At 36.5% G+C, this 13,640-nt stretch carries 14 protein-coding genes; all 14 read left to right on the top strand.

Annotated features, from left to right (window positions below; all coding sequences use genetic code 11):
• Positions 1–7 precede the first annotated feature (7 nt).
• Positions 8–2,542, top strand: coding sequence for a DEAD/DEAH box helicase (locus tag C7E02_RS07285; protein ID WP_105309203.1), 2,535 nt, complete (start codon positions 8–10; stop codon positions 2,540–2,542).
• A gap of 176 nt (positions 2,543–2,718) precedes the next feature.
• Positions 2,719–3,546 (top strand): ParA family protein, encoded by an 828-nt coding sequence (locus C7E02_RS07280; RefSeq protein WP_105309202.1) that lies wholly within the window; start codon positions 2,719–2,721, stop codon positions 3,544–3,546.
• On the top strand, positions 3,524–4,435 hold the full coding sequence (locus C7E02_RS07275; RefSeq protein ID WP_330406796.1) for a ParB/RepB/Spo0J family partition protein: 912 nt from the start codon (positions 3,524–3,526) through the stop codon (positions 4,433–4,435). The genes C7E02_RS07280 and C7E02_RS07275 overlap by 23 nt, the downstream gene beginning before the upstream one ends.
• 264 nt (positions 4,436–4,699) lie before the next feature.
• Positions 4,700–7,768 carry a VaFE repeat-containing surface-anchored protein gene (locus tag C7E02_RS07270; protein WP_105309200.1) on the top strand — a complete coding sequence of 1,023 codons (3,069 nt, stop codon included), beginning with the start codon at positions 4,700–4,702 and terminating at the stop codon, positions 7,766–7,768.
• Positions 7,740–8,054, top strand: coding sequence for a hypothetical protein (locus C7E02_RS07265; protein WP_105309199.1), 315 nt, complete (start codon positions 7,740–7,742; stop codon positions 8,052–8,054). The genes C7E02_RS07270 and C7E02_RS07265 overlap by 29 nt, the downstream gene beginning before the upstream one ends.
• Positions 8,038–8,163, top strand: coding sequence for a hypothetical protein (locus C7E02_RS20065; protein ID WP_278336545.1), 126 nt, complete (start codon positions 8,038–8,040; stop codon positions 8,161–8,163). Before C7E02_RS07265 ends, C7E02_RS20065 begins: the two co-directional genes overlap by 17 nt.
• A complete protein-coding gene (locus C7E02_RS07260; protein ID WP_021740723.1) occupies positions 8,153–8,626 on the top strand; it encodes a JAB domain-containing protein in 474 nt (157 codons plus the stop codon). The genes C7E02_RS20065 and C7E02_RS07260 overlap by 11 nt, the downstream gene beginning before the upstream one ends.
• A 232-nt stretch (positions 8,627–8,858) precedes the next feature.
• Positions 8,859–10,214 (top strand): AAA family ATPase, encoded by a 1,356-nt coding sequence (locus C7E02_RS07255; RefSeq protein WP_105309198.1) that lies wholly within the window; start codon positions 8,859–8,861, stop codon positions 10,212–10,214.
• 2 nt (positions 10,215–10,216) lie between these two features.
• Positions 10,217–10,918, top strand: a complete 702-nt coding sequence (locus tag C7E02_RS07250) for an RloB family protein (protein WP_105309197.1) — start codon at positions 10,217–10,219, stop codon at positions 10,916–10,918.
• A gap of 86 nt (positions 10,919–11,004) precedes the next feature.
• Positions 11,005–11,430 (top strand): TIR domain-containing protein, encoded by a 426-nt coding sequence (locus tag C7E02_RS07245; protein ID WP_105309196.1) that lies wholly within the window; start codon positions 11,005–11,007, stop codon positions 11,428–11,430.
• A gap of 1 nt (position 11,431) precedes the next feature.
• On the top strand, positions 11,432–12,085 hold the full coding sequence (locus C7E02_RS07240; protein ID WP_105309195.1) for a hypothetical protein: 654 nt from the start codon (positions 11,432–11,434) through the stop codon (positions 12,083–12,085).
• A 6-nt stretch (positions 12,086–12,091) separates the two neighbouring features.
• The gene (locus tag C7E02_RS19680; protein ID WP_242978770.1) at positions 12,092–12,349 is read left to right on the top strand and encodes a TIR domain-containing protein; all 258 of its coding nucleotides are present in this window, start codon (positions 12,092–12,094) and stop codon (positions 12,347–12,349) included.
• On the top strand, positions 12,312–12,524 hold the full coding sequence (locus C7E02_RS19675) for a hypothetical protein (RefSeq protein WP_242978769.1): 213 nt from the start codon (positions 12,312–12,314) through the stop codon (positions 12,522–12,524). Before C7E02_RS19680 ends, C7E02_RS19675 begins: the two co-directional genes overlap by 38 nt.
• Before the next feature lie 116 nt (positions 12,525–12,640).
• Complete coding sequence (locus C7E02_RS07230; protein ID WP_105309194.1) at positions 12,641–13,627, top strand: DUF3991 and TOPRIM domain-containing protein; 987 nt, start codon at positions 12,641–12,643, stop codon at positions 13,625–13,627.
• Positions 13,628–13,640: the final 13 nt, after the last annotated feature.

Here is a 13,640-nt window from a genome sequence, read left to right as displayed (position 1 = left end):
GGAAATAATGGTTGATTTCAAAAAAAAGTTAAATTCCGCTAAAATAGCAAGAAAGACAGAACCTTGTGAGCTGTATTCTACATTGGACAGAAAGAGTGTAGCTGGTCCGTTGCGTCCTGCACAAGAGTACATTTTAAAGGAATGGTACGAAAGACATCATGATGATAAAGACTTGATTATAAAGTTACATACGGGAGAAGGGAAAACATTAATTGGGTTATTGCTGTTACAATCCATGATTAACTCAAAAAATGGTCCATGTTTGTATATTTGTCCTAATCTATATTTGACTACACAGGTATGTTCTGAAGCAGAAAAATTTGGTATACCATATTGTGTAATAGAGAGTGATAATCAAATACCAGATGAATTTGTTTGTGGTGAAAAAATTCTTATAACACATGCGCATAAAGTATTCAATGGAAAATCTATTTTTGGAATAGATAATAACCATATCAATGTTGGTACAGTAATACTAGATGATTCACATGCATGTATAGATGTAATAAAAGAAGCTCAGACGATTACTATAAAAAGATCAGAAAACGAAGATGTATATTCAAAAATAGTATCACTGTTTTCTGACGAATTGATAGGACAAGGAGAAGGAAGTTTCCTGGATATAAATAATGGTGATTTTGATACATTTATGCCAGTTCCTTATTGGAGTTGGTACGATAAAAAAACAGAGATGTTAAAGATACTGGCAGATGCAGGTGGGGTAACATCAGTTCAGTTTGTATGGCCATTAATGAGAGATAGAATTAAAGACTACAGCTGCTATATTTCGGGAAGTGAAATAGAGATTGTTCCCTACAATGCTAATGTAGATGTATTTGGCTCATTTTCTAAGGCAAAACATAGAATATTAATGTCAGCTACCACACAAGATGATGCGTTTTTTGTTAAGGGGTTATCGTTTAGTACAAATGCTGTGAAAAACCCATTAGTATTTAAAGAACAAAAATGGTCTGGAGAGAAGATGGTTATTATACCATCATTAATAAATGAATCATGCGATAGAGATTTAGTAGTTACTGAATTTTCAAAAATGACAAATAAAAAATTTGGAATGGTTGCATTAGTTCCGAATACTCGAAGAGCAAATCACTATAGTAATTTAGGAGCAATTTGTGCTGATAGAGGTAATATTTTTAACGTAATTGAATTACTTAAAAAGAAAGAGTTTGAAAAAATTGTTGTGATTAACAACAGATATGATGGCATAGATTTACCGGATGAAAGTTGTAGAATACTTATAATGGATTCAATGCCATTTTTCAATAGTTTATCTGACAAGTACGAAAAGAAATGTAGACCTAATAGTGAAATAATTAATAAAAAAATTGCGCAGAAAATTGAGCAAGGCTTGGGAAGAGGTGTTAGAGGGGAAAAAGATTATTGTGCTATATTAATAATTGGTTCAGATCTTGTGAAATTCATGAGAAGTGTTACTACCAAAAAGCATTTTTCTGTACAGACACAGAAACAAATAGATATTGGGCTGGAAATTGCGGAGATGGCAAGTGAAGAACAGAATCAAGATGAACGAGCAATAAAACCAGTTATTTCTTTGATCAAGCAGATGCTTACTAGAGATGATGGTTGGAAAGAATACTATAATAGTGAAATGGAATTAATTGAGCAGATAGAAAATGAATCTAGCATATATGATCAACTATTGGAAGAGTCAGAAATTGAAAAATTGTATACGCTAGAAGAATATGAGAAGGCTGCAACTGCAATGCAAAAATTTATCGATAAATATGCAAAGGATATATTGGAGAAAGGATGGTATTTGCAACAACTTGCAAGATACTATTATCCAATTAGAAAGGAAGAGGCTGTTAAGCTTCAAAAAGTTGCATTCAAATCAAATTCACAATTAATGAAACCCAAAGTGGGGATTGAATACACAAAGGTATCATTTATTCATGAGAATAGAATGAATAAAATTCGTGAATATTTGAATCGATATAGTAATTATAATGAATTTTTATTAGCAGTTGATGAAATATTGGATAATTTGTCATTCGGAAGCGAAGCAGATAAATTTGAAGCAGCTTTCAAGGAAATTGGAGAGTTACTTGGCTTTATGAGTCAGAGACCCGATACTGAAATAAGAAAGGGACCTGATAATTTGTGGTGTGGAACAAATAACGAGTACACATTTTTTGAATGCAAGAGCGAAGTAGACGAATCAAGACAAGAAATAAGTAAACACGAAGCAGGACAAATGAATAGTCATTGCGCATGGTTTGAGTCGGAGTATGGAAAAAATGTAACAGTTAATAGATACTTAGTGATTCCAACTAAAGAACTTTCCTTTTATGGTGATTTTACTCATGAAGTCAGAATCATTAGGAAAGGAAAATTAAGAAAATTTAAGGAGTCGATAAAGAGATTTATTAAAGAATTAAAACCATATGATTTACAGGATATCTCAGATGAAACACTTCAACGATTAATTAATTCATATAATTTGAATATGAGTGATATTCGAGAAAAGTATTCGGAGGAATATTACCACAGAACAAAATAGTCCAAAATGAATTTTTCGTAATATCCGTTGATATACTATTAAAAAATCTTGCAATATAATACATAGCCGATTGATTCAATTAAGAGTCAGTCGGCTTTTTTCATGCTCATTTTTATACATAGCCCATTCCGTAAAAGGGATTGGCTATTAAATTTTTCGAGGAAGGAGGAAACCATATGACCAAGTGTAAAGTAATCGCCCTTGCAAATCAGAAGGGAGGGACAGCCAAGACCACAACGACATTAAATCTGGGAATTGGTCTTGCACATCAGGGGCGAAAAGTATTATTGGTCGATGCTGATCCACAGGGAGACTTAACAACCGCATTAGGGTGGACTGATGCAGATAATCTTCCGATTACATTGGATACGCAAATGAAGAAAATATTACAAGACGAACCGTTTGTGTATAATGAAGGTATTTTACACCATGAAGAAGGAGTAGACATTATTCCGACCAACATTGAGTTATCGGGTATGGAAATCTCACTGGTAAATGCCATGAGCAGAGAGCAGACTTTAAAGCTGTATCTGGCAGATTTGAAAAAGGATTATGATTATATCCTGATTGATTGTATGCCTAGTCTGGGAATGTTGACCATCAATGCATTAGCTGCAGCAGACAGTGTAATTGTTCCGGTGCAGGCTCATTATCTTCCACTAAAAGGCATGACACAGTTAATGAAAACAATTGGTAAGGTGCAAAGACAGCTAAATCCTAATTTGAAGATTGATGGAGTATTGCTGACACTTGCAGATATGCGGACAAAACTTGCAAAGACAACAGAGGATAGCCTTAGGGAGAATTACGGAAAGCATATTCGGATTTTCAAAACCGTTATTCCAGTGGCTATCACAGCAGCAGAAAGCAGTGCAGCAGGAAAAAGCATTTATGAGTATGACAAGAATGGAACTGTTGCAAAGGCGTATGCAGAATTTACGAGGGAGGTGATTCGATGTGGCGAAAAGCAGAGAAATAAACATGAATCTTCCTTCAGTAGATGACCTTTTTACGACGCAGGAAGAAAGAGACCAGAAGAATCAGGAATATGTAAAAGATATTTCGATTTATGAAATTACAGATTTCCCGAATCATCCGTTTAAGGTAAAAATGGATGATAAGATGTTGGAAACTATCGAAAGCGTGCGTGACCATGGCGTATTAGTCCCAGCACTTGTCAGGGAAAAGCCAACAGGCGGGTATGAAATGATTTCTGGACACCGCAGAAAAATGGCAAGTGAACTGGTTGGAAAAGAGACAATGCCATGCATTGTAAGAAATCTTAGCGATGACCAAGCAGTCATTGTCATGGTTGACAGCAATCTTCAGCGAGAAGAAATCTTACCATCCGAAAAGGCATTTGCATATAAGATGAAGCTAGAGGCTATGAAGAGACAAGCTGGACGTTCAAGAAAAAATTCTGTGCCAGTGGCACAGGAATTTCGTGGAAAGACTTCAAGAGAAATATTAGGTGAACAAGTTGGAGAAAGTCAAGACCAAATCCGCCGCTATATCCGCCTTACGGAGCTTATCCCGGAAATCCTAGAAATGGTCGATGACAAAAAGATTTCTATGCGTCCGGCGGTGGAGCTGTCCTATTTGACGAAGGAGGAACAGGAGATATTGTACGACACCATGGAGTCGGAGGCTTGTACCCCAAGTCATGCACAGGCAATTAAAATCCGTAAATTTTCAGCAGAAGGAAGGTTAAATGAAGATGTTTTATTGTCGATTATGGCAGAGGAAAAGCCGAACCAGGTAGAGAAATGGAAAATTCCAAAGAATCGACTGAAAAAATATTTTCCATCGGGAACTTCACAGCAGAAAATGGAAGAAACCATTATCAAAGCACTGGAATTATACCGGAAACGGGAAAAAAGCAGGGAACGATAGGCATTTTGACACCAAGGGAGAAGTCTATCCGTTGGCGGTCAATGAGAAATCAGTCTTTTTGTGTTTCCCCTCCCCACACCCTACCCCTTTTGTTTACCAGCAGATTACCAGCCGAAAAGACAATAAGGAGCCGGGAACCTCTTCTCTTTCGGCAGGTCAGAGATTCCCATACCCTGCATGACAGCAGGGAGCAAACAGCATAAAGCAACGGCAGGCGTTCCAGACGGACGTCTTTTTTGATTGAAAAGAAAGGAATTGTAGAAAATGAAGAAGATATGGAAACGAGTGTGTACAGGGATTCTTGCCCTGACCACGATTTTAACTGCATTACCGACTACATCGGTTCATGCAGCAGAAACACAGTATTGGACAGAGTCCTCAGAGAGAGTCGGATATATTGAACATGTGATGAATGATGGAACCATTCATTCGACATTCAATGAAGGTCACATGAAAGTAGAGGGCGAAACAGCCTATTGTGTAGATATTAACACCGGATTTAAAAATGGATATAAAACCAGACACGATGCAAGTGCCAGCATGAGTGCTGCACAGATCGAAGATGTGGCATTGTCACTGGAATATGTAAAGCAGTATAGGGGCAGTCACAGTAACCTGAATGTGAATCAGGGATATCTGCTGGAACAGTGTGTAGTATGGCAGAGACTCAGTGAACAGTTGGGCTGGAAGTGTGATAATGTCCGAGCTGCATATTCTGAGATTTCACAGGATATTCAGAATGAAGTGTATGCAGGAGCGAGAGCATTTGTACAGGCAAACAAAGGTCGTTATAAATGTGGCGGATATATCTATACTGGAGAGGGACAGGATCTCGGACAGTTTTGGGCAGAACTGAATGTCGGAAATGCGAAGGTAAAAAAGATTACAGCAAATGAAAGTATCACAAAAGCAAATGCAATGTATTCCATTGCAGGAGCAACTTTTGGCATATTCTCAGACCAGAATTACAGTAATCAGATTGGAACACTTACAACAAATGAGAATGGTGAGACAAATGAAGTTGAAGTGACTGCAGGGACTGTTTATATCAAAGAGCTTTCTGCACCGAAAGGATATAAGCTGGATACGACAGTACGCAGTCTGAAAGTTGAAGCCGGAAAGACAGCCGTATTAAATGTTTCCGATGTTCCGAAAGTAACAGAGACATTGGTAGATCTGTTCAAGATTGATATGGAGACAGGAAAAGCAACCGCACAGGGTGATGCAGCACTGTCAGGAGCAGAGTTTACCTGGCATTATTATGACGGATTTTATACAAAAGATAACTTACCAGAGAAAGCAACACGTACCTGGGTTACAAAAACGGTGGCAGAAAAGAGCAGTGACGGAAGTATTCATTATGTGACAAAACTGTCAGATGCTTACAAAGTATCGGGAGATGCATTTTACACTCAGAATGAAAAAAGCGTATTACCACTTGGAACACTGACTGTTGAGGAGATAAAAGCACCAGACGGATATTTACTGGATGGAGCTTATATGCAGGCAGGAGACAGTACAGAACAGATAAAAGGAATGTATCTGACACAGATCACAGAGGACGGAGAACTTGCAGTTCTTTCCGGAAGCAACCAGTATTCCGTATCTGACCAGGTAATCCGAGGTGGTGTGAAGATTCAAAAACGTGATTTAGAGACAAAAGATACCAAAGCACAGGGAAGTGCCACATTAAAAGATGCAGCATTTGCAATTATTTCTCTGAACGAGAATCCGATTCTGGTAGAAGGAAAGCTGTACAAAAGGAATGAGACAGTTAAGATGATTCAGACAGGGATTGATGGTATTGCAACAACATCAACAGATTTACTTCCATATGGTAAATACAAACTGGAGGAAACAAAAGCACCGGAAGGTTATTTGACTGATGGGGCAAAAGCGATTGAATTTTCGATTGCGGAAAATGGAAAAATCGTAGATTTAACAGACGAAAGCCATTCCATTTACAACCAGATTAAACGTGGAGATCTGGAAGGAGTCAAGATTGGAGCTAGCACACATAAGAGACTGGTAAATGTTCCTTTTAAGATTACAAGCAAAACAACCGGAGAGAGCCATATCGTAGTGACAGATAAAAATGGTCAGTTTTCAACCGCTTCCGATTGGGCATCCCATAAGAAAAATACAAATGACGGAAAGTCCAGTGAGGACGGTATCTGGTTCGGAACTTCTGAGCCGGACGACAGCAAAGGTGCATTACTTTATGACACTTATGAGATTGAGGAGTTATCTTGTGAATCCAACAAAGGCATGAAGCTGATCCCTGCATTTGAAGTTGCTGTGAGCAGAAATAAAGTAACTATCGACCTTGGAACACTGACTGATGAGTATGAAAAAGAGATTACTATTCATACAACTGCAACAGACAAGAAAACAGGCGAAAAAGTAATTGTTGCAGGAAAGCAAGTAACGATTGTGGATACAGTTACTCTGGACGGTCTGGAAGAAGGCAGAAAGTATCAGTTAAAAGGCTGGCAGATGCTGAAAGATGAAAATGCAGAACTGCTCATTGATGGAAAGCGTGTGGAGAGTGATTACACTTTTGTTGCTGACAGCGAGAAAATGAAAGTAGAGATTTCTTATACGTTTGATGCATCAGAACTTGGCGGACAGAATCTGGTTACATTTGAAGAATTATATGATCTGAAGAATCCGGAAGAACCTGTAAAAGTTGTAGAGCATAAGGATATTGATGATGAAGGTCAGACAGTCCTGATTACGGAGCGAAAGATTTCGATTCATACCACAGCAACGGATAAGAACGGTAAGAAAGAGGTGGAAGCCGGAAAAGATCTGACGATTGTGGATACGGTTACTTTAGAGGGATTGGAAATTGGTACGAACTATAAGTTGTCCGGTTGGCAGATGATTAAGGAAGAAAATGCAAAGCTGCTCATTGATGGCAAAGAAGTTACCAATGATTATGAATTTACAGCGGACAAGGAAAACATGGAAGTGCAGATTGAGTTTACTTTCGATGGCAGCACTCTTGGAGGAAAGCAGCTTGTAACCTTTGAAGAACTGTATGATATGACAAATCCGGAAGAACCGAAAAAGGTAACAGAGCATAAGGACATCAACGATGAAGGTCAGACTGTAACCATCAAAGAAGTACCGGAAACACCAACCCCAGAGACACCGGGTACTACTACAAAGACCAGTAACCCTCCGAAAACAGGAGATACGGAAAATGTAGCTTTATGGATAGCCATTCTGGTATTGTCAGCAGCCGGAATCACCGGAGTTCGTATCTGGAATAAAAAGAAACAGGTTAAGCGATTAGGAATTGAAGAAAAGAAAGAAGAGGAGGAGTAAAACAAAGGGCGGCGATAAACTGCCCTTTGATGATGAAATGGGAAAAAATCAGAAAGCAGTAAAAGTATTACAGCGTTTATTTGATGCTGGGTATGGAACGGAAAAAGAGATTGTCAATATGACGATGGATGAGATGTTTGCTTTGCCGGGAGTGAATGTAGCAGATTTGTGTATTATCAGTGAGTTACAGAAAAGAATTAAGACAAACAAAGTGATAAGCTATTTGTCAGGAAAAACAGAAGCAAGGGAAGAAACGAAAGGAGCAGATTATGGTGGAACAACCTAAATATTTGGAAATGACATTATCACAATTGAAATCATATGTGGAATCTTCAGATAGTAATGTCCTTCTGGTTGTAGAATTTCCAAAAGGAGATCAGAACAATGGAGAATGAATTGGAAGTTGTGAATATCCGTCTGGTAAGAGAACCATCTCTTTATAGTGAGCAGATATTGGATAGTCCACAGGCTGTTGTAGAATTGATGGCGAAGGAGTTATCCCAATATGACAGAGAAGTATTTTGTATCCTGAATATGAAAAATAATGGACAGGTAATCAATATGAATCTGGTCAGTGTTGGAACAATCAATGCATCTTTGGTAATTCCCAGAGAAGTTTTTAAGAGCAGTATTCTGGCAAATGCTTCTGCAATCATTGGACTTCATAATCATCCCAGTGGCAATGTGAAACCGTCAAAAGAGGATATGATTGTTACGAGAAAGCTGCAGAAGTGCGGACAGCTACTGGGGATAGAATTGCTGGATCATATCATTGTCGGTGGAACTAATGGAAAGATGCTCAGCTTCCGAGAAGAAAAGATGTTGAATGTGACAGGAAGGATGGATTGGGAAAGATAGAAGAAAAAAGAATTAGAAGTTTTTATTTATTGTAATATTTCATGTAGCGGCATTAGTAAAATAGTGTCGCTACAAAAAGCTGACTTATACATTGATATTATATGCATAACTCAAAATAAAATTGTTAAAAATAGAAAAAGAAACAATATATAACGAAAAAATCTCTAAATAAGAGAATTTACATTGACTGAGAGAAGAGTAAAACATATAATAAAGGTGGAGGTGTATAAGAATGTTAGTAAAAGTAAGTGTTGAAAATTTTAAATCTTTTGATAAAGCAGCAGAGCTGACAATGATTTCCTCAAATAAAATACGAACAAATGCAAATCACAGGTTAAAGATAAAAAGTACCCAGTTATTAAAATATGCAGTAGTTTATGGAGCAAATGCATCTGGAAAGACCAATTTGGCATTGTTCTTTAAATTTTTTAAAGATAGTGTCTGCAATGGTATTCCGATAGAAGCTACACAGATGTTTTGTAAGAATCGGCAGGAGAATAAGGAACGAGAAAGTAGTTTTGAAATTCAGATTACTGTAGGTGACAAATTTTATGCCTATGGTTTTTCGGCAGTTTTAAGCAGACGAAAAGTAACCGGAGAATGGTTATATGAACTATATCAGAATGGTTCAGCAAAATGTCTCTTTGAACGAGAAGGAAGTAAACGTCCGGTGTTAAATGATGGTATTACGCTGATAAACACAGAAAAAAATAAATTTGAAACCTATGCAGATGATTTTGAAGGAAATGAAACATCTTTGTTCCTGACAGAAATGAATCGTGGAAAAAAATATAGCACACGATCTAAATTATTGTTCTTCCGGGATGTATATGATTGGATTCAGAATCATATTTCGATTATCACACCGGATACGCCATTGATTGATTTGGAATATTATTATGATGATAATTCGCTGAAGCTGATTAACAAATTGATCAAAACATTTGATACGGGTATCAGCCAGGTAAAAATTGAAGAAATTACATTGGATGAGTTATCAAATGCACTGCCGAAATCAGTATTTGATAAGATGATGCAGCATGTAAAAAATAGAATGGAAGAGCAGGAAGAACCATCATTCAGAATGACAATGAGGTCGAAGGAAACTTTCTTTAATATCGAAGTTGAAGGACATTCTGAACCGAAGGTCACAACAATCCGATTGCATCATAATAAGTCATTTTATGAGTTCGGTTTTGATGAAGAGTCTGATGGAACAAGAAGATTATTCGATTTGATGGATATGCTGTTGAATAAACGAGAAGATGTTCTTTATGTTGTGGATGAATTGGAGAGAAGCTTACATCCGAAATTGACAGAACGATTTTTGCAATTGTTTATGCAGTTACATGATGAGCAGCGTATGCAGCTATTGTTCACTACACATGAATCATCTATTATGGATCAGGCTATTTTTAGAAGGGATGAAATCTGGTTTGTAGAACGTAACGCAGAAAATGCAAGCTCTATTTATTCCTTAGATCGTTTCAAGGAGAGATACGATAAAGTGTTGAGCAAGGCATATCTGGAAGGCAGGTATGGTGCGATACCAGTATTTTCAACATTTGACTTTAGAGAGGAGGAGTAGCCTTGGCTCCAGTAAGAAGTTATACGAATTGGAATAGTAGAACTACAGATGAAGAAGAACAGATTGAGCCTTATCGTAAGTACTTTTTCATATGTGAGGGTGCAAATACTGAAACATGGTATTTCAAAAAGTTAATTGATATCCGAAAAGAGTTAAATATTCATCCATTGATCGATATCCGGTTACTTGAAAAAACAGAGGGAGACAGGGACATTTCATTTCCAAGACGTTTGATTGAGTTTGCAGAAAATCAAAAAGAAAATCCGGAAATAGCATTTGATAAAGAACGGGATAAGATGATTGTTGTATTTGATGGAGATATTTTTGAAGAGAAAGTACTTGATTATGATGAATTGGTAGCAGAAGGTGAAAAGAATAATATATTAGCGGTCAGCAATCCAGCATTTGAATTGTTCCTGCTGTTACATTATGAAAATTCATATGAAGATGATATTGGGCCGAATGTTGAACAGATTATCCAGAATGAAAAAGATGGACATCAGACATTTATCTATAAATTGTTACTTGCTAGAACAGGAATCAATCCAAAGAAGAATTCAGCGATTGGAGAACTGGCAAAGAATATAGAGATTGCTATTGTGCAGGAAAAGAAAATCAATGAGGATATTCATCAGTGTAAAGGACAGATTACGTGTAATATAGGTCGGATTATTGATGAGATTCGGAAGGATGATGGAAAATAAAAAGAACATTCGTTCTAATATATTGAAAAAGTACAAAAAAGACATTATAATACAAATATAATATAAAAATGAAAGGACGATGAATTATGTCAAAACCACAAATATTTGTATCATTTGATTTTGAAAAGGATAGGAATTATAAGTATACTTTAAATATGTGGAATGCAAACTCAAGCTTTGAATTTACATGTAATGACAAATCGCCAAGTGAAATTCAAAGCTGGAATATTCCAACGGTTAAAAGAGTTCTTTCTAGAAAGATTAATGAAGCGACTCATGTAATTGTAATTGTTGGTAAAGAAGCAAATAAATTACATAAGGATAGGGAGTTGATTGGATATCGTAATTGGCAGAATTTTGAAATTGCTAAAGCCAAGGAGTTAGGAAAAAAACTTATTGCTGTGCAATTAAATTCATTATATGAATATCCAGAGGAACTAAAAAATTGTGGTGCTACAAGAGTTTATAGCTTTACTCATGATGAAATCGTTAAAGCGATAAGAGGATGGTAATATGGATTCGTTAGAAATTTCATATGATCATTATAAAGAGACGTGTGAATTAAGTAGGCAAGCGCAAAGTAGGAGAAATAAAAATTTTGTAATTTTATGTGTATTAGAGGCAACGTCATTTTTATTTTTAGTAGAACCTGAAAAAACTTATGAACTTATTCAGGAAGGAATACATCAAAAATTAAATATGACTGTACAATTAAGTAATACACTTATACAGACATTGCTATGGCTAATAATTACTTATGTGATGATTCGGTATATACAAGATATGTTGTATATAGAACGGCAATATAAGTATATGGAGAAGTTGGAAAAGCATATTGCTAATGAATTGGGAGTATTTGAACGAGAGGGGAAAAATTATCAAAAAAATTATCCAATGGTTCTTAATTTCATTGATTTGTTTTATAAGATGTTAATGCCGATATTCTTTTTGGCAATTAATATAGTGAAAATATATACAGAGTGGAAAATTTCAAAAAACAAATCTATAGCGTTGGTGAGTGATAGTATTTTATTTGTGGCAATTTTTATTATTGTATGGTTTTATTTCTTTGAAATACATTCTAAAATAACAAAATTTTGCAAGAAACATATACCGCTTGTAGAACGGGCTACAAATATTTTGAGAAAAATTCTTGAGGAGGTTTAGACGATAATGGCAAAGAAAAAAGTATGTTGTTCATTTGATTATGAAAACGATAGGCATTATTATAATTTGTTGGAAGCTTGGAATGAAAATGAAAATATAGATTTTTCAATAAATGATTGTACTCCGAGTGAGATTCAGAGTGAATCTATTTCAAAAATAAAGCAGGTTTTAAGTACGAAAATCGGCCAGGCAAATTATATGATAGCTATTATAGGAGAACATTCTAATGATGAGCATTCAGATAGCGAAGAAAATAGGATATAAAAATTGGCAAGCATATGAAATTGATAAAAACAATGAGAAAGGCAATGGTTTAGTAGTTGTCAGATTAGACAGCTCATATTCAGTACCAGATGAGGCATATGGAATAGGTGCGAAGTGGGTGTATTCTTTTAATTTAGATGATATTTTAGAAGCATTAGAAGAACTGAAAAATTAAAATAGATCATTTATACATAGCCAGTTGGTTCCAACTCAAGGAATCATCTGGCTATTTTCATGCCCGGATATTATCCCCAATAATATCAATCTAAGGCAAGAAAGGAGATGAAAATTATGCCATATATACCACCATCGGTCGTGCGGGAGGTCAAGCGGATGGACTTGCTCACATATCTGAAAAATTATGAACCATACGAATTGGTTCACTTTTCTGGTAACACCTACACAACCAGAACACACGATAGTTTGAAAATATCAAATGGAAAATGGATGTGGTGGAGTCAGAGAACCGGTGGCAGATCAGCACTGGATTATCTGATTAAAGTAAGAGGATACAGTTTTTTAGAGGCGGTTGAATTGCTTGCAGAACAGGCAAATATTCAGCCGCCTCTTTCTGTATCTGAGAATGTTCCGATGGAGAAACAGTTACTGTTGCCAAAGAAAAATCAAGATGATCAGAAAGTGATTGCGTATCTTTCAGGCCGTGGGATTGATAAGGAAATCATTCAGTTTTGTTTAGAGTCTGGAAGAGTTTATGAAAGCGCATTTCATCACAACGCGGTGTTTGTAGGGATGGATGAGAAAGATAATCCGAAATATGCAGCTCTTAGAGGAATCGGAACCAGCTTTATAGGAGAAGCAAATGGAAGCGATAAGAATTATTCTTTTTCCATTTTTGCAGAGAAATCCAATGATACGGTGCATCTGTTTGAGTCAGCCATTGATTTGTTATCTTATGCGACGTTGCAGAAATTAGACGGGAAAGAGTGGAGGAGAGAACATTTATTGTCACTGGCAGGTGTCTATCAGCCAGCAAAAGAAATTGAAAAAAGTAAAGTCCCTGCAGCGTTGGCCAGGACATTAAAAATGCATCCAGAGGTGAAGACAATCGTTCTGCATTTGGACAATGACCGTATTGGAAGACTTGCCACAAAAGCAATTTCTGCAGTGCTTCCAAAGCAATATCAGGTAAAAGATGTACCGCCAAAACAAGGAAAAGATTACAACGATCTGCTCTGCATCAAGTTAAATCTGGCAATTACAAAGCGAGAAAAACGCACAAAAAAGAATATGTCTGGTCATGAAAAATATGAGAGATAGAAGGTGAAAAAAG

Origin of the sequence: Dorea sp. Marseille-P4042, from assembly GCF_900290215.1 — a bacterium.
Classification (GTDB): Bacteria; Bacillota; Clostridia; order Lachnospirales; family Lachnospiraceae; genus Dorea; species Dorea formicigenerans.
The sequence above is the reverse complement of the archived record's forward strand: the minus strand, read 5'-3'. Positions and strand labels throughout refer to the sequence as shown.